The sequence below is a fragment of the Nonomuraea sp. ZG12 genome (genome assembly GCF_052068115.1).
Classification (GTDB): Bacteria; Actinomycetota; Actinomycetes; order Streptosporangiales; family Streptosporangiaceae; genus Nonomuraea.
Genome location: NZ_JBQHCW010000018.1, coordinates 126,079 through 141,721 on the forward strand (window position 1 = coordinate 126,079; position 15,643 = coordinate 141,721).

General features: G+C 70.5%; 18 protein-coding genes. 6 read left to right on the top strand and 12 right to left on the bottom strand.

All coding sequences use genetic code 11. The features are described from left to right. Positions 1-24: 24 nt before the first annotated feature. From ACTMTF_RS35290 to ACTMTF_RS35325, 8 genes are all read right to left on the bottom strand, one after another. The gene (locus tag ACTMTF_RS35290) at positions 25-558 is read right to left on the bottom strand and encodes a class F sortase (protein WP_441114566.1); all 534 of its coding nucleotides are present in this window, start codon (positions 556-558) and stop codon (positions 25-27) included. A gap of 2 nt (positions 559-560) precedes the next feature. After that, positions 561-1,235 (bottom strand): hypothetical protein, encoded by a 675-nt coding sequence (locus ACTMTF_RS35295; protein ID WP_441114567.1) that lies wholly within the window; start codon positions 1,233-1,235, stop codon positions 561-563. A gap of 172 nt (positions 1,236-1,407) precedes the next feature. Beyond that, the gene (tsaE, locus tag ACTMTF_RS35300) at positions 1,408-1,875 is read right to left on the bottom strand and encodes a tRNA (adenosine(37)-N6)-threonylcarbamoyltransferase complex ATPase subunit type 1 TsaE (protein ID WP_441114568.1); all 468 of its coding nucleotides are present in this window, start codon (positions 1,873-1,875) and stop codon (positions 1,408-1,410) included. Next, on the bottom strand, positions 1,872-2,924 hold the full coding sequence (locus ACTMTF_RS35305) for an alpha/beta fold hydrolase (protein ID WP_397007928.1): 1,053 nt from the start codon (positions 2,922-2,924) through the stop codon (positions 1,872-1,874). The genes tsaE and ACTMTF_RS35305 overlap by 4 nt, the downstream gene beginning before the upstream one ends. Continuing rightward, positions 2,921-4,051 (bottom strand): alanine racemase, encoded by a 1,131-nt coding sequence (gene alr / locus ACTMTF_RS35310; RefSeq protein ID WP_397008825.1) that lies wholly within the window; start codon positions 4,049-4,051, stop codon positions 2,921-2,923. The genes ACTMTF_RS35305 and alr overlap by 4 nt, the downstream gene beginning before the upstream one ends. A gap of 14 nt (positions 4,052-4,065) precedes the next feature. After that, positions 4,066-5,547: an NAD(P)H-hydrate dehydratase gene (locus ACTMTF_RS35315; protein WP_441114588.1), complete on the bottom strand. Its 1,482-nt coding sequence runs from the start codon at positions 5,545-5,547 to the stop codon at positions 4,066-4,068. 10 nt (positions 5,548-5,557) lie between these two features. Next, on the bottom strand, positions 5,558-5,908 hold the full coding sequence (locus ACTMTF_RS35320; RefSeq protein ID WP_397007926.1) for a holo-ACP synthase: 351 nt from the start codon (positions 5,906-5,908) through the stop codon (positions 5,558-5,560). Between the two features lie 17 nt (positions 5,909-5,925). Next, the gene (locus ACTMTF_RS35325; protein ID WP_441114569.1) at positions 5,926-7,341 is read right to left on the bottom strand and encodes a PhoX family protein; all 1,416 of its coding nucleotides are present in this window, start codon (positions 7,339-7,341) and stop codon (positions 5,926-5,928) included. Positions 7,342-7,528: 187 nt separating this feature from the next. Here ACTMTF_RS35325 and coaA point away from each other — a divergent pair, with 187 nt between their 5' ends. Continuing rightward, complete coding sequence (gene coaA / locus ACTMTF_RS35330) at positions 7,529-8,446, top strand: type I pantothenate kinase (protein ID WP_397007922.1); 918 nt, start codon at positions 7,529-7,531, stop codon at positions 8,444-8,446. On the opposite strand, the gene ACTMTF_RS35335 is transcribed toward coaA, so the two are convergent. Next, positions 8,418-8,552: a hypothetical protein gene (locus ACTMTF_RS35335; protein ID WP_397007920.1), complete on the bottom strand. Its 135-nt coding sequence runs from the start codon at positions 8,550-8,552 to the stop codon at positions 8,418-8,420. The two genes, coaA and ACTMTF_RS35335, sit on opposite strands and share 29 nt — an antisense overlap. Positions 8,553-8,713: 161 nt before the next feature. Here ACTMTF_RS35335 and ACTMTF_RS35340 point away from each other — a divergent pair, with 161 nt between their 5' ends. The 4 genes from ACTMTF_RS35340 to ACTMTF_RS35355 are packed head-to-tail and all read left to right on the top strand — an operon-like array spanning position 8,714 to position 12,099. Next, positions 8,714-9,622 carry an ABC transporter ATP-binding protein gene (locus tag ACTMTF_RS35340; protein ID WP_441114570.1) on the top strand — a complete coding sequence of 303 codons (909 nt, stop codon included), beginning with the start codon at positions 8,714-8,716 and terminating at the stop codon, positions 9,620-9,622. Beyond that, positions 9,615-10,472, top strand: a complete 858-nt coding sequence (locus tag ACTMTF_RS35345) for an ABC transporter permease (protein ID WP_441114571.1) — start codon at positions 9,615-9,617, stop codon at positions 10,470-10,472. Before ACTMTF_RS35340 ends, ACTMTF_RS35345 begins: the two co-directional genes overlap by 8 nt. Next, entirely contained in the window at positions 10,469-11,383 is a 915-nt protein-coding gene (locus ACTMTF_RS35350) for an ABC transporter ATP-binding protein (RefSeq protein ID WP_441114572.1), read from the top strand. Before ACTMTF_RS35345 ends, ACTMTF_RS35350 begins: the two co-directional genes overlap by 4 nt. Continuing rightward, positions 11,383-12,099 carry an ABC transporter permease subunit gene (locus tag ACTMTF_RS35355; RefSeq protein WP_441114573.1) on the top strand — a complete coding sequence of 239 codons (717 nt, stop codon included), beginning with the start codon at positions 11,383-11,385 and terminating at the stop codon, positions 12,097-12,099. Before ACTMTF_RS35350 ends, ACTMTF_RS35355 begins: the two co-directional genes overlap by 1 nt. Before the next feature lie 55 nt (positions 12,100-12,154). On the opposite strand, the gene glmM is transcribed toward ACTMTF_RS35355, so the two are convergent. The 3 genes from glmM to rplM are packed head-to-tail and all read right to left on the bottom strand — an operon-like array spanning position 12,155 to position 14,511. Further along, positions 12,155-13,516 carry a phosphoglucosamine mutase gene (glmM, locus tag ACTMTF_RS35360; RefSeq protein WP_441114574.1) on the bottom strand — a complete coding sequence of 454 codons (1,362 nt, stop codon included), beginning with the start codon at positions 13,514-13,516 and terminating at the stop codon, positions 12,155-12,157. 1 nt (position 13,517) lies between these two features. Continuing rightward, positions 13,518-14,039, bottom strand: a complete 522-nt coding sequence (gene rpsI / locus ACTMTF_RS35365; protein ID WP_189141211.1) for a 30S ribosomal protein S9 — start codon at positions 14,037-14,039, stop codon at positions 13,518-13,520. A 28-nt stretch (positions 14,040-14,067) separates the two neighbouring features. Further along, on the bottom strand, positions 14,068-14,511 hold the full coding sequence (gene rplM / locus ACTMTF_RS35370) for a 50S ribosomal protein L13 (RefSeq protein ID WP_397007904.1): 444 nt from the start codon (positions 14,509-14,511) through the stop codon (positions 14,068-14,070). A gap of 309 nt (positions 14,512-14,820) precedes the next feature. Between rplM and ACTMTF_RS35375 the strand changes: the two genes are divergently transcribed. After that, complete coding sequence (locus ACTMTF_RS35375) at positions 14,821-15,567, top strand: CAP domain-containing protein (protein ID WP_441114575.1); 747 nt, start codon at positions 14,821-14,823, stop codon at positions 15,565-15,567. Positions 15,568-15,643 lie beyond the last annotated feature (76 nt).

Sequence of the window (15,643 nt, forward strand, 5' to 3'; positions counted from 1 at the left end):
GCTCCCGGAGCGCGCAACCGAATTTCAGGCGCGGGAGGCGTAGACGATGATGTTGTCGAGGTACTCGCCCGCGGCGCGGTCGAACCTGCCGCCGCAGGTCACCAGCTTGAGCCCGTCGTCGACGTACACCCGCCTGAGCGGGAAGTCGTCCTTGTGGACCTGCTCGACGTCGTCGACCTTGTACGTGACGACCTTGCCGTCGCTGCGCTCCACCTTGACGATCTCGCCCTTGCGCACGTTCCTGAGCTTGTAGAACACGGCCGGCGCGGTCTTGGTGTCGACATGGCCGACGATCACCGAGGCGCCCTTCTCGCCCGGCACGGCGCTGCCGGTGTACCAGCCGGCCATCTCGGGCTTCTCGTAGGGCGGCAGCTCGACCTCGCCGTCCTTGAGCCCGAGCTTCATCAGCGGGGCCTCGATGTCGATCGAGGCGATCTCGATGCTCTTCGGCACGATGGCGGCCGCCGTCTCGGGGGTGGACTGCATGCTCTTGCCGAAGGCGACCAGCACCAGCCCGGTCACGGCGCCGGCGAGCACCACCCGCCCGGGACGCGCCATCGCTAGGACCGGCTGCGGCGCTTGACCGCCACCCCGATCCCGACGGCCATGGCCAGGCCGAGCGCCAGGCCGACGCCGCCGAGCGGGATGGAGGAGCCTTCGTCGACCTCCTGGCCGAAGGTGCCGCCGCCGCCCGCCCTGGGCGCCCTGGTGGGCACGTCACTGGGCAGCGGGTCGGCTCGGGTGACTCTCAGGGTGGCCCGGCCGACGTGGTTGGTGCCGTCGCACTTGACGTCCACGGGGTAGGAGCCGCGCTTGACGGTGCCGGAGACCTGGGCCTGGCCGCGCACCCACGCGCCGGAGGGCGAGCCGGTGGCGGCCGGGGTGGCGGTCGCGGACGTGGCCGGGGATAACGAGACCCCGGACAGGAAGGCTCTGGAGGTGGCGGTGCCGGTGTGGGCGGGGCCGCCCGAGGGCTCGGGGCAGTTGGCCAGGATCCACACGGTCGAGGTCTCGCCGGCGGTGACGCTGTCGGGGTTGAGCTGGACCGAGATGGCCTGCCGGGTGGCGGTCGCCGTGGGGCCGGCCGACGTGGTGGCCGTGACGCTGGCTGTGGGGCTGGCCGTCGCGGTCGGGCTTCCCGAACTCGCCGGTGGTGTTTGTGCCTCCGCCGCGCATCCCACGAGGCCGATCATGACGATGGCTCCCGCGTACGCGACTCGCCTGACCCTGAGCACCCGTCGCACCCCACTCCGCCGTCTTTCACCAAGCATCCATCAAACTATGGATGCCGCCCCTCCTGAATACCCAGAATTTCTGGGCCAACCCTTACCAATGATCATGTTTCCTGGCATCGGCGAGTCGCGTCAAGGGTGACAGGATGATCGGGGCTTGGTGGCGGTTTTACTCTTAGTCCGTTTCAGACGGCGTGTCGTCCACCTTCACGCCCGCCCATCTGGGTCCGACGCCGCGCAACGTGACCGTCCGCGCCTCGTCGCCGGCCTCGCGGTCGATGTGGATCTCCAGCCGCTCCTCGGACAGTCCTTCGACCAGACCCTCGCCCCACTCGACGACCGTCACCGACTCCTCCAGGGAGGCGTCGAGGTCGAGGTCGTCCACTTCGAGGTCGCCGCCGAGCCGGTAGGCGTCGGCGTGCACGAGCGGCGGCCCGCCGCACAGCGACGGGTGCACCCTGGCGATCACGAAGGTGGGCGAGGTGATCGGCCCCCGCACCTTGAGCCCTTCGCCCACGCCCTGCACCAGCGTGGTCTTGCCGGCGCCGAGCGGGCCGGACAGGACCAGCAGATCGCCCGGCCTGAGCAGGGCCGCCAGGCGGGTGCCGTACGCGCGCATCTCCTCCGCGGTGGGAAGTCTCACTGGATCTCCACCTGCTTGATCAGGTCGCGCAGCGCGTCGTTGACCACCCCGGGGCGCTCCAGCTGGATCAGGTGGGAGGTGTCGGGCACCTCGGTGAGCTGCGCCTTGGGCAGCGCCTCGGCCATCGCCCTGCTGTGGTCGGGCGGTGTCAGCCAGTCCTTGTCGCCCACCACGATCGCCGTCGGGATCGGGTCGAGCACGTGCAGCGCCGACAGCTTGTCGTGGTTCATCAGCGCGGGGTAGAAGTCGGCGACGACCTCGGTCGGCGTCCCCCTGATCATGGACTCGGCGAAGTCGACCAGGGTGGGGCTGATGTTGCGTGAGTCGCCGAAGCCCATGTAGCGGGTCATCAGGAAGGCGATGTCGCTGCCCACGTCGCGGGTGCGGTCGACCAGCGCGCCCCTGCGGCCCAGGAGGGACACCGTCGTGGGCGCCACCTTGTGGACGACCTTCGACACCAGGGCGGGCAGCCCTAGGGTCAGCTCGGCCAGTTTGCCGGCCGAGGTGGCGATCAGCGCGACGCCCCGGATCCGGTCGCCGAACAGCTCGGGCCGGCGGTCGGCGAGCGCCATGACGGTCATGCCGCCCATGGAGTGGCCGACGAGCACACACGGCCCCGGCACGAACCGCTCGATCACCTCGGCCAGGTCCTCGCCGAGCCGGTCGATCGTGCTGTCGTCGGCCGCGCCGCGCTGCGAGCGGCCGTGGGAGCGCTGGTCCCAGAGCACCATGCGGTGAGTGTCGCGCAGGTCCTTGCGCTGGTAGTGCCAGGACTCCAGGTTGAGGCAGTAGCCGTGACAGAACACGATCGTCAGCGGGGCGTCCTGCGGGCCGTCGACCTCGACGTGCAGCGCCTTGCCGTCGGAGGTGGTCAGGGTGTGCTCGGTGCCGCCGAGCTCGCCGAACGGCTCGTTCGCCTCAAGGTCCGGCCGCAGCCTGATCCGGCCCACGGCGTAGCGCTTGGCCAGCGCCGCCGCGGCCACCCCGGCGGAGGCGGCGCCGACGATCGCGCCGGCGATTCCGACCTTTCGGCGTGTTGTGGTCGTCATGGACCCCATCCTTCGTACACCCGCGGCACCCGCGATCCGATCCTGGTCACGATCTCATGCGTGATGGTGCCGAGGTTATCGGCCCACTCCTGAGCGGTCGGCTCGCCCTGGGTGCCCGGCCCGAACAGGATGACCTCGTCGCCCGCGACCATGGGGTCGTCGCCCATGTCGAGCACGAACTGGTCCATGCAGACCCGGCCCGTCACGAGCCTCCGGCGGCCGCCGGCCAGCACCTCGGCCTTCCCCGTCGCGTGCCGGAGTATCCCGTCGGCGTAGCCGAGCGGCACCAGGGCGAGCGTGGTCTCGCGATCGGTGACGTAAAGGTGCCCGTAGGAGACGCCGGAGCCCTCCGGGACCCGCTTGGCCATCGCGATCCGCGCCACGAGGGTCATCGCCTGTCTGAGCCCGAAGTCGCCCTGCTCGGGGATCGGGCTGAGGCCGTAGGCGGCGATGCCGCATCTGACGAGGTCGTAGTGGGATCTGGGCAGGGTCATGGTGGCGGCGGAGTTGGCCAGGTGCCTGATCACGTGGGATCCGGCGGCCCCCGCCTGCTCCGCCAGCTTCAGTGCCGTCTCGAACGCCTCCAGCTGCGCGTCGATCGCCGGGTGCCCGGGGATGTCGGCGCAGGCGAAGTGCGACCAGAGCCCGGCGATCTCGACGGCGCCCTCGGCCTGCAGCTCCAGCGCCCGGCGCAGCAGGCCGGGCCAGGCGGCGAGCGGCGCGCCACCCCGGCTCATGCCGGTGTCGGCCTCCAGGTGGGTGCGGGCGGTGCGCCCGGTGCGCCGGGCGGCGGCGGCGATCTCGTCGAGCAGCCGCTCGTCGGAGGCGGACAGCTCGATGCCGGCCTGGAGCGCCTCGTCGAGCGGCTCCTCCGGCGTGATGAGCCACGACAGCACCGGCGCGGTGATCCCGCCCGCGCGCAGCTCCAGGGCCTCGGCGATGAACGCGGTGCCGAGCATGGCCGCCCCGCCCGCCAGCATGGCCCGGGAGGAGGGCACGAGCCCGTGCCCGTAGGCGTCGGCCTTGACGGCGGCCATCAGCTCGGCGCCCCCGGCGCGCTCCTTGAGCAGCGCCACGTTGTGCCTGATCGCGGCCAGGTCGACCCGCGCCTGCGCGGGCGTCGCCATCGGGTTGTCCATACCTACCAGTCTGTCAGTTCGTGCGCGTGGTCGAGCGAGGTTTCGCCGCTCAGCGCCCGGATGGCGGCCGGCACCGCCTCGGCCACCTCGGCCGCGGTGAGCGGCGCGCCACGGGCCGCGATCCGGGCCGCCAGCCCGTGCAGATAGGCGCCGCACGACCCGGCGTCGTAGCAGCTCAGCCCCTGGGCGAGCAGCGAGCCCGCGACGCCGGACAGCACGTCTCCGGTGCCGCCCGCCGCCAGCCAGGGCGTGCCGGTGCCGTTGACCCGCGCCGGCGAGCCCTCCTCGGCCACGACCGTGGTGGACCCCTTGAGCAGCACCGTGACGCCGAGACCGGTCGCCGCCGCACGGGCGTGCTCCAGCCTGCCCGCCTCGATCTCGGCGCGGCCGGCTCCGGTCAGCCGCGCCAGCTCGCCCGCGTGCGGGGTGATCAGGACCGGGCTGGTACGGCGCAGCGACGCGACGTCCTTGGCCACCAGGTTGAGGCCGTCGGCGTCGACCAGCACGGGCACGTCCGAGGCGAGCACCCTGGCGACCAGTTCGCGCGCCCAGCGGCCGGTGCCGAGCCCGGGGCCGAGCACCCACGCCTGCACGCGGCCGACGCCGTCGATCGACGGCTCGTCCAGCTCGGTGATGACCGCCTCCGGCCAGCGGGCGCGCACCTGCGCCGCCGGGCGGCTCGGACCGGCGTAACGCACCATGCCCGCGCCGGCACGCAGCGCGCCGCCCACGGCGAGCACGGCGGCGCCGGTGTACTGGTCGCTGCCGGCGGCGATGCCGACCACGCCCCTGCGGTACTTGTCGGATTCGTTGCCGGGTCGCGGCAGCCGCCCGGCGACCTCGGCGCGGGTCAGCGCGGTGGCGTCCGGGCCGGGCAGGTAGGCGTCGAGCCCGATGTCGACCAGCTCGATCCGGCCCGCGAAGGCGGCTCCCGGATCGACGAGCAGACCGGTCTTGCGGGCCCCCATCGTCACCGTGAGCAGCGCCCGCACGGCCGCGCCCGCCACCCGCCCGCTGCTCGCGTCCACCCCGCTGGGCACGTCCACGGCGACGACCGGGCCCGGGGCGGCGTTGGCGGCCTCGGCGAGGCGGGCGTAGGGCTCGCGCAGCGCGCCGGACGCGCCGATCCCGACCAGTCCGTCGACGATGAGGTCGGCCGCACCGACGGCGTCCTCGCCCGCGACCACCCCGCCGGCCTCCTGGAGGGCGCGCAGCCCCGCCTGGTGCGTCCTGGAGCCGGCGAGCACGGCCTCGACCCTGGCCCCGCGCCGGGCCAGCACGGCGCCGGCGTAGAGGGCGTCGCCGCCGTTGTCGCCGCTGCCCACGAGGAGCACGACGCGGCTGCCGTACACCTTGCCGAGCAGGCCGGCGCAGACGGCGGCGAGGCCCGTCGCGGCGCGCAGCATCAGCGTGCCCTCGGGCAGTCGTGCCATCAGCGCCTGTTCGGCGGCCCTGATCTGGTCGGCGGAGTAGGCGGCGATCACCTGCACCAAGCTATCCCTCGGCGATCACGTAAGCCATCGCCACACCGCCGTCATGGCTGAGTGAGACGTGCCAGCGTTTCACCCCGAGCCCGTAGGCGGCCTCGGCGACCTTGCCGCTCACGTGCAGCTCGGGCTTGCCGCTCTCGTCGCAGCGCACCTCGGCCTCCAGGTGCCCGAGGCCCTTCGGGGCGCCCAGGGCCTTGGCGACGGCCTCCTTGGCCGCGAACCTGGCGGCCAGGGAGTGTGTCGCCAGCGGCCGCTCGATCTCGGTGAACAGCCTCTCGCGCAGCGCCGGCGTCCGCTCCAGCGCGGCCTCGAAGCGCGCGATGTCCACGACGTCCACGCCGATGCCCAGGATCATCCCACCAGGCTAACCAGCTAGAAAGCGCCTCGCTGCCAAGGACCCCAGATGGCGAAGGACCGGCCCTGCTTGGACTGCACGTTCACGTACAGGGTGTGGCCGCCGGGCCCGAACGTGGAGCCCGCGAACTCCGCCCCCGCGTCACCCGCGACCGGGGCGAGGCGGCAGAAGTCGAAGACGCCGCCCGCGCGGGTGAGCCCGCGCAGGTAGTTGTCGCCCTCACCGTCCTCGGACAGCACCAGCGTCCCGCGTCCGCTGACGGTCACGTTGTCCGGCAGGTCCAGCGTCGCCGCGCGCGGCGACTGGTAGGCGAGCTTGAGCCTGCCGCTCCACGTCTCGTACGCCCACACCTGTCCCCTGCCCTTGCCGAATCCGTCCGGCGGGGTGTCGCCCGGCGCCGTGTCCCCGCCCTGGGTGGAGACGAAATAGACGGTCCCCTGGTGGTAGACGGCGCCTTCGAGCCTGGAGAAGATCGCCCCGCCCGCGGCCCGGCCCTGCTTGCCGACCGCCTGGACGGCGTGGTCGTTCGACGGTCTGCCGGTGAAGGACGGGTCGGGCTCGTCGATGTCCACCCATTCGGTGCCGAAGGCGGCGCCCGGCGGGTGGCCCACCGAGAGGTCGGCGCGCTTCCTGCCCTTGACGGCGAGCATCTGGAGCCTGCCGCCGTCGAGCAGGCGGCCCGCCTGCGCCGGATGCCGCGGCGGGATGTACCGGTAGAAACCCGAGGGAAAGCCGAAGTTGTCCTCGGTCAGGTAGAGGGTGCCGGTCTGGGGGTCGAACGCCACCGACTCGTGCGCGAACCGGCCCGCGGACCTGATCGGCCTGGCGGTCGCCCGGCCCTTGAGCGGCACCTCGAAGATGTAGCCGTGCTTCTCGGTGAGCTTGGAGTTGTCGCCGCCGGTGTGGTCGTCGCCCACGTCGGGGCCGTTGACGGTCTCCTCGCAGCTCACCCAGGCGCCCCACGGCATGGGGCCGCCCGAGCAGTTCATCATGGTGCCGTTCAGCGACGGCAGGCTCTTGAGCACCTCGCCGTAGCGGCTCACCCGCAGGGTGGCGGTGCCGCCCCCGGCCATCGGGTCGTAGGCCCTGGCCCGGTCGCCGAAGGCCCCCACGGGGCCGTTGACCTCGTGGTTGCGGACCAGGATCGCGCTGCCGCGCGGCCCGGCGAACGCGGCCATCCCGTCGTGCCGGCCCGGCACGGCGCTGCCGTCGGAGAACTTCTCCCCCGCCGCGTTGAACGACCTGTACTTGAAGCCGTCCGGCAGGTGGAGCCTGACCACGCCGTCACGCTGGTCCCGCACCGGCCGCAGCCGCCCGTATCCGGGCGCCGGCCTGGCGCCTCCCTGGGCTCCCGCGCAGGCGACGCCCGCGAACGGCCCGGCGATCCCGGCGGCGATCGTGGCCGTGCGGGTGAGGAAACGACGACGGTCCACATGGCCTCCAGGTGAGTTTGCTATGGCACATTAGCCGCAGGCCCGTCGACATGCCGACGATTCGACCGGGCGGCCCCCTTTCCCCGAACTGACTATCGGTAATCCCCCGTTTTCATCCACAGCCTGTGGATATCCCCCTCCACCCCCGGCCGGAGCCCGGCTGTGACGCCGTCGCTACGCTGCCAAGGTGAACAACGGCTACGTTGAACTGAGCAGGGAGCAGTGGAGCGAACTCCGCAAGAACACGCCCTTGACTCTCACGGCGGAAGAGCTCGAAGAGCTACGAGGCGTCGACGACCCCATCGACCTCACCGAGGTCACCGACATCTACCTGCCGCTGACGCGGCTGCTGAACCTCCATTTCACCGGTTCCAAGGAGCGCAGCAGCGTGCTGAGCGCGTTCCTGGGCCACGCCGAACAGCGAGTTCCGTACATCCTGGGCATCGCGGGCAGTGTCGCGGTCGGCAAGTCGACCACGGCGCGACTGCTGCACACGCTGCTGGCCAGGTGGCCCGAGCACCCACACGTGGAATTGATCACGACCGACAGCTTCCTCTACCCCAACGCGGTGCTGGAGTCCAAGGGCATCATGCACCGCAAGGGCTTCCCGGAGAGCTATGACCGCAGGGGGCTGGTGCGGTTCGTGGCCGAGGTGAAGGCGGGCGCGCGCGAGGTGCGCGCTCCGGTCTACAGCCACCTTGAGTACGACATCGTCCCCGGCGAGGCGCAGATCGTGAAATGTCCCGATATTTTGATCATCGAGGGACTCAACGTCCTCCAGCCGGCCCCGCCCACCTCACTGGCGGTCAACGACTACTTCGACTTCTCCATCTACGTGGACGCCAAGGTCGAGAACATCCGCAACTGGTACGTCGACCGCTTCCACAAGCTCCGTCGCACCGCCTTCGAGGACCCCAAGTCCTACTTCCGTCACATCGCCGAGTTGTCCTACGAGGAGGCCACCGCCTTCGCGGTCAACGTCTGGCGCGACATCAACGAACGCAACCTGATCGAGAACATCGCCCCCACCCGGGGCCGCGCCGACCTGGTCATGCACAAGGGCGCCGACCACGCCGTCACGCGGGTACGGCTTCGCCGCACCTGAAAGCCTCCTCGAACAGGTAGGTCGCGAACCTGCCCGCACACTCCTGATCGTCGATGTCGGCGAACCAGCACTCCTCGCCGTGATCGTGGCACCTGTAGATCTGCATGGTCGGCAGCTTCGCCGACCAGAGTCAATGAGAATTCAACGTTTGATCGACAGGTCCGGGACTCCACCCGTGGGCGCAGCGCGAATTCCAGCCCCAGGGAGGACGTCGTTCATCCTTTTGACCGACGCCGCGTCCATATCGCTGCCGGTAGGGTCCCGGACATGCACATCCTCGCTACCGAGGGGCTGACCAAACGCTTCCCCACCGTCACGGCGCTCGACGGGTTGTCGGTGACCGTCGGACCCGGCGTCACCGGCCTCGTCGGGGCGAACGGCGCGGGCAAGTCGACGCTCATCAAGATCCTGCTCGGCCTGCTGCCGGCGTCCGAGGGCACCGCCAAGGTGCTCGACCTGGACGTGGCGACGCGCGGCGCGGAGATCCGCAGGTTCGTCGGTTACATGCCCGAGCACGACTGCCTGCCGCCCGACGTGTCCGCCACCGAGTTCGTCGTCCATCTGGCCCGGATGTCCGGGCTGCCGCGCACGGCGGCCCGCGAGCGCGCCGCCGACGTGCTGCGCCACGTCGGCCTGGCCGAAGAGCGCTACCGGGCGATCGGCGGATACTCCACCGGCATGAAGCAGCGCGTCAAGCTGGCCCAGTCACTGGTCCACGACCCCAAGCTGATCTTCCTCGACGAGCCCACCAACGGGCTCGACCCACGCGGCCGCGACGAGATGCTGGCGCTGATCAGGCGCATCGGCACCGAGTTCGGCATCAGCGTGCTCGTCACCTCCCACCTGCTCGGCGAGCTGGAGCGCGTCTGCGACCACGTCATCGTCATCGACGCCGGGCGGCTGCTGCGCTCCTCCGCGATCGCCGAGTTCACCCATGCCACCGAGTCCATCACCGTCGAGGTCGAGGACGGCGCCGACCTGCTCGCGGCCCGCCTGGCCGAGCTCGGCCAGACCGTCACCCCGCACGGCCGCCTGCTGGCGGTCCAGGTGCTCGGCCCCGAGACGTTCGACGCCGTCCGCGACGCCGCCGCCGACCTGGACCTCTGCCTGATCCGCCTGGAGCAGGGCCGGCACCGCATCGAGGACGTCTTCAGGGAGGAGGCGGCCCATGTCTGAGATCTACGACATCGGCTACCGCCACTACGACGGCCCGCGCCTGGGCCGCGGCCACACGGTGCGAGCCCTGACCGTGCACAGCCTGCGCGGCATCTTCGGCCTCGGCCGCACGGCACGCAGCAAGATCATGCCGTTCTCGCTGGTCACCATCATGCTGCTGCCCGCCGTCGTGTCCATCGCGATGATGGCGCTGGTCCAGCAGCGGGGCCTGGTGGCCTACAGCGGTTTCGCCGTTCTCATGCAGGCGGTCGTGGCGATCTTCCTGGCCGCTCAGGCGCCCACGGTCGTCGCCCCCGACCTGCGCTTCCGCGTCCTGCCGCTCTACCTGTCCCGGCCCGTCACCATCGGCGAGTACGTCGGCGCCAAGGTCGCGGCGATGACCGCGGCGCTGTTCCTGCTGGTCGCGGTGCCGCTGACGCTGATCTACGTGGGCGAGCTGCTGATCGACCTCCCGGGGCCGCCGGGGACCGGGGAGTACCTCGGCGCCGTGGCCATGGCCCTGGTCCTGGCGCTGCTGCTGTCCACCTTCGGCCTGGCGATCTCCTCGCTCACGCCCAGGCGCGGCCTCGGCGTCGCCTCCGTCATGGCCGCCTATCTGCTGTCCTCGGCGGCGGTCCCGGTCATCTACGGCACGCTGGAGATGTCGGGCTACAGCTCCGAGGCCCGCTGGGCCTGGCTGGCCAACCCGTTCTGGCTGGTCGACGCCGTGCAGTCCTGGCTGTTCGGCACCCCGTCCCACGCCGAAGGCCCCTATCCCGGGGGCCCTGTCCCCGCTCTCCTGGTGGCGGCCCTCATCGCCGCCGCCCTTGCGGTCCTGGCACTGCGCTACCGGAAGGCGGCCTCGCGATGAAGATCGAGCTCTCGCAGGTCTCGCGCTGGTACGGCAACGTCGTCGCGGTCAACGACGTCACGATGACGATCGGTCCCGGCGTCACCGGCCTGCTCGGCCCCAACGGCGCCGGCAAGTCGACGCTGCTGCACATGATGGCCGGCTTCCTGGCCCCGTCCGGCGGCACGGTCACGCTGGACGGCGCCCAGGTGTGGAAGAACCATCACATCTACCGCAATATCGGCTTAGTCCCGGAACGGGAGGGCGTTTACGGCTTCCTGACCGGCTGGCAGTTCGTCCTGTCCGCGGCCAGGCTCCACGGCCTGTCCGACCCTGCCGGAGCCGCCGGCAAGGCCCTGGCCACGGTGGAGATGGAAGAGCCCAAGGACCGCCGCGTCGAGACCTACTCCAAGGGCATGCGCCAGCGGGTCAAGGTCGCCGCCGCGCTCGTCCACGACCCGCCGGTCCTCCTGCTGGACGAGCCCTTCAACGGCATGGACCCCCGCCAGCGGATGCACCTGATGGACCTGATCCGGTCCATGGGCGCCGCGGGCAAGACGATCCTGTTCAGCTCGCACATCCTCGAAGAGGTCGAGCGGGTCGCCCAGCAGATCGAGGTCCTGGTCGCGGGCAGACACGCGGCCACCGGCAACTTCCGCGAGATCCGCCGCCTGATGACGGACCGGCCACACCTGTTCAAGATCCGGTCCAGCGACGACCGCAAGCTGGCCGCCGCCCTCATCATCGACAGCTCGGCGGGCGGCGTCACACTCGGCCCCGACGGCCTGGAGGTTCAGGCCGCCGAGTTCCGGCGCTTCGCCCAACTGCTCCCCCGGGTCGCCCGAGCCGAGGGCGTACGACTGCACCAGGTGTCCCCCGCCGACGAGGACCTGGAGAGCGTCTTCTCCTACCTGATCAACAGGAGCACCTGATGAATACCGTGGTCGCAGGCATCACCTACCGGGCGCTGCTGGGCAGGCGCAGGATCCTCCTGCTCCTGCTGCTGCCGCTCGCCCTGATCGGCCTGGCCATCCTGCTGCTCTTCGTGGGCAGCGCCGACCAGCGCTCGGCCCTGCTGCTGATGGACAAGTTCGCCATCGCCACCATGCTGCCGCTGCTCGGGCTCATCGCGGGCACCGGCGTCATAGCCCCCGAGATCGACGACGGCACCATCATCCACCTGCTGTCCAAGCCGATCTCCCGCCCGATCATCGCCGGCACGAAGTTCCTGGTGGCGGCCTCGGTCCTGGCGCTGTTCGCCGCCGTGCCCACCTACATCGCGGCCTGGCTCCTGGTCCGCAACGAGGACGGCATCGCCTCCGGCTTCGCCCTCGGGGTGCTGGTGGCGGGCATCGCCTACGCCGCCGTCTTCCTGCTGCTCGGCGTCATCACCCGGCACGCCGTCGCCATCGGCGTCATCTACGCCCTCGTCTGGGAGACCCTCGTCGGCAGCTTCATCACCGGCGCCCAGAAGTTCTCCATCCAGCAGTGGGGCCAGGCCATCGCCGCCCAGATCTCCGACTCACCGTTCCTCGACGCGAAGGTCACCCTCGGCTTCGCCATCCCAGCCCTGATCATCGTCACGGCCGGCGCGGTCTTCTGGGCAGGCCTCCGCCTGCGCAAGTTCTCCCTCACCGGCGACGAGTAACGGGCGAAGCCCAGGCATGACCTCCGGGTGCGGTGTGCCGCACCCGGAGGGTGTGTCAGACGCAGGCGACGCGGACGACGTCCGCGAGGCGCTCGGCGACCTTGGTGGCCTGGTCCTTGGAGGAGGCCTCCACCATGACGCGGATCATCGGCTCGGTGCCGCTCGGCCTGATGAGGACCCGGCCCGTCTCCCCGAGCTCCTCCTCGGCCACCGCGACCGCGGCCGTGAGCTCGTCGGCGGCGGATTTGCCCCGGTCCACGTCCTTGACGTTGATCAGGATCTGCGGCAGCGGCGTCATGATCGACGCCAGCTCCCGGAGCGACCTGCCCGAGCGCGCCACCACCGAGAGCAGGTGGAGCGAGGTGAGCAGCCCGTCGCCCGTGGTGGCGTGGTCGAGCATGATGACGTGACCCGACTGCTCGCCGCCCAGGTTGAAGCCCTCGGACTTCATGCGCTCGAGCACGTAGCGGTCGCCCACGGCGGTCTCGATCACGTTGATGCCCGCATCACGCATCGCCAGCTTGAAGCCCAGGTTGGACATCACGGTCGCGACCACGGTGTCCTTGGCCAGGCTGCCCTTGGCGTGCATGTCGGCCGCGAGGACGGCCATGATCTGGTCGCCGTCGATGATGGCGCCGGTGTGGTCGACGGCCAGGCAACGGTCGGCGTCACCGTCGTAGGCGATGCCCACGTCGGCGCCGCGTGAGACGACCACCTGCTGCAGCTTGTCCAGGTGGGTGGAGCCGTGACCGGCGTTGATGTTGAGGCCGTCGGGCCTGGCGCCGATCGCCTCCACCCTGGCCCCGGCCCGCAGCAGCGCCTCCGGGGCGACCATGTGGGCGGCGCCGTGAGCGCAGTCGACCACGATGTCCAGCCCGTCGAGCTGCCCGTTGACCGTCGTCAGGACATGGGAGATGTAGCGGTCCGCCTCGCCGTAGGCGTCGCGGACCCGGCCGACCGCAGAGCCGACCGGCCGGTCCCAGTCCTCGTCGAGCCGCCGCTCGATCTCGTCCTCGACCGCGTCGGACAGCTTGAAGCCGCCACGGCCGAGGAACTTGATGCCGTTGTCGGGCGCCGGGTTGTGCGAGGCCGACAGCATGACGCCGAAATCGGCGCCGAGCGCGGCCGTGAGATGGGCGACGGCGGGAGTGGGCAGCACGCCGAGGCGCAGCACATCCACTCCGGACGACGCGAGGCCGGCGACCACAGCGGCTTCGAGAAACTCTCCCGAAGCTCGTGGGTCCCGGCCTACGACCGCTACTGGCCGTTGCCGACGAGCGGCAGAGCCAGTAGCGGTGAACACGCCTGCATCGCCGAGGACGTGAGCCGCCGCGACCGAAAGGGCCATGGCGGTCTCGGCCGTGAGGTCGCGACCCGCGACCCCACGCACCCCGTCGGTGCCGAACAGACGCGCCAATTTAGCGCTTGCTGTACTGCGGAGCCTTACGGGCCTTCTTGAGGCCGTACTTCTTCCGCTCCGTGGCGCGCGCGTCACGGGTGAGGAAGCCGGCCTTCTTGAGCGGCGCACGGTTGGTCTCGACGTCCAGCGCCGTCAGCGCGCGGGACAGACCCATGCGCAGCGCGCCGGCCTGGCCGGTCACGCCGCCGCCGTCGATGCGCGCGATGACGTCGAACGCCTCTTCGGCACCGAGCACCACGAAGGGCTCGTTGACGATCTGCTGGTGGACCTTGTTGGGGAAGTAGACGTCAAGCGAACGACCGTTGATCGTCCACTTGCCGGTGCCGGGGACGATGCGCACGCGGGCGATCGCCTCCTTCCGGCGACCGGTGCCGTACGAGTTGCCCGTGGTGATGGGCTTGCGCACGGGAGCGTCAGCACTTGCGGTGGACTCGGTGGTGTACTCGGAAGGGAACTCCTCGGTGGGGAACTCCTCCACCTGGGGCTCGACGGCCGTCTCGACACCGGTGGGCTCAGCCACGGTTCTCCTCTAACTCTTTCTCGGACTACTACTGGGCGATCTGGGTGATCTCGAACGGCACCGGCTGCTGAGCCTTGTGCGGGTGCTCGGCACCCGCGTAGACCTTGAGCTTCTTGGCCATCTTCCGGCCGAGAGAGTTCTTGGGCAGCATGCCCTTGACGGCCTTCTCAACAGCCTTGTCCGGCCGCTTCTCCATGAGCTCGCCGTAGCTCACGGAACGCAGACCACCTGGGTAGCCGGAGTGGCGGTAAGCCTTCTTCTGCTCGAGCTTGTTACCCGTGAGCGCGATCTTGTCCGCGTTGATGACGATGACGAAGTCACCGGTGTCGACGTGGTTGGCGAAGATCGGCTTGTGCTTGCCTCGGAGCAGGATCGCGACGTGACTGGCCAGCCGGCCCAGCACGACATCGGTCGCGTCGATGACGTACCACTGACGCTGGACGTCGGCGGGCTTCGGTGAGTACGTGCGCACGGTCGTAGCCTTCTTATGCTCGCGTCTTCGGCGCGCTGCCGGATGCGACAGCGCTGGGGTCGGTCGGTGCGGGCACACGACGGCCCGGACCTTCCGTCTCCTCAAGTGATGGGAGATGACGCCGGACGCGCCGCGCATCGGTCACGCTGGACCTATGCACACAACGAACGATTAGGTTACCCGCCCTGATGGACGCTGGTCAAAAGACCGGTAACTCCGCTGAGTCTACCCGACCACAGAACAGTTCTATTTCGTTTCCCTGCTATCCCTTCTTCACCACGACCCGACTTGCCTATCGTTGGTGGCGGTATGTGGCAGAGTTTTCACACCCGGCACACCCAGCGGAGCGCACGGCGCCGGAACCACCTGGGCGCGCTGGCCTGCCTCCTGGCGGCGCTGTTCACCGGAGTTCTGCTCGGCCGCATGGCCGGCGACCCGGTGCCGGCCGGCCACATCTACCTCAACGAGGCCACCCCCTCCCCCACGGCGAAGGCCTCCGTGCCCGCCCGCAAGAAGCCGCAGCCGCTGGTCGAGGCGTTGCCCAGGCAGACGACCACGATCGCCCCGCGCAGCAGGAACAGGGTCCGGCCGACCAGGAGCGCCGACGACCAGATCCCCGGCTACACCACCGACGACCTCACCCGCATGCACGGCGACGAGCAGGCGCCCAGGAGCCTGCCCGGCGCGGCCGCCGAGGTCGTCCGCCTCACCAACGCCGTCAGGGCCAGGCACGGGTGCGGCCCGCTCAGGAGCGACGTACGGCTGAACAGGGCCGCCCGTGCCCACTCGCTGGAGATGGCCCGCTCCGGCCAGTTCACGCACGAGTCCCCCAACGGCTCGACGCCGTGGGACCGGATGGAGCGCGCCCGCTACTACGCCGGCGCCGCGGAGAACATCGGCCGCGGTTACGTCTCCGCCGAGGAGGCCCTGAGCGGCTGGCTCGACAGCCCCGACCACCGTAAGAACATCCTCAATTGCGAGTTCAGGGCGATCGGCGTCGGCGTCGTGTCCGGCCCCGACGGCCCGTGGTGGACCCAGGATTTCGGACGCTCGTGACCCACGCACGGTAATGTCTCCGCATGGGTTTTCCCAATGAACGTGAAAGTGGCACGGAGAGCACCCCCCGCCGTTC

Bases quoted from the DNA above. Each gene is read 5' to 3' on its own strand.
- ACTMTF_RS35355 (WP_441114573.1), top strand. From the start codon at position 11,383: ATGAATACCGTGGTCGCAGGCATCACCTACCGGGCGCTGCTGGGCAGG.
- ACTMTF_RS35335 (WP_397007920.1), bottom strand. From the start codon at position 8,552: ATGCAGATCTACAGGTGCCACGATCACGGCGAGGAGTGCTGGTTCGCC.
- ACTMTF_RS35345 (WP_441114571.1), top strand. From the start codon at position 9,615: ATGTCTGAGATCTACGACATCGGCTACCGCCACTACGACGGCCCGCGC.
- alr (WP_397008825.1), bottom strand. From the start codon at position 4,051: ATGGCGACGCCCGCGCAGGCGCGGGTCGACCTGGCCGCGATCAGGCAC.
- ACTMTF_RS35320 (WP_397007926.1), bottom strand. From the start codon at position 5,908: ATGATCCTGGGCATCGGCGTGGACGTCGTGGACATCGCGCGCTTCGAG.
- ACTMTF_RS35290 (WP_441114566.1), bottom strand. From the start codon at position 558: ATGGCGCGTCCCGGGCGGGTGGTGCTCGCCGGCGCCGTGACCGGGCTG.
- ACTMTF_RS35375 (WP_441114575.1), top strand. From the start codon at position 14,821: ATGTGGCAGAGTTTTCACACCCGGCACACCCAGCGGAGCGCACGGCGC.
- ACTMTF_RS35340 (WP_441114570.1), top strand. From the start codon at position 8,714: ATGCACATCCTCGCTACCGAGGGGCTGACCAAACGCTTCCCCACCGTC.
- ACTMTF_RS35305 (WP_397007928.1), bottom strand. From the start codon at position 2,924: ATGACGACCACAACACGCCGAAAGGTCGGAATCGCCGGCGCGATCGTC.
- ACTMTF_RS35350 (WP_441114572.1), top strand. From the start codon at position 10,469: ATGAAGATCGAGCTCTCGCAGGTCTCGCGCTGGTACGGCAACGTCGTC.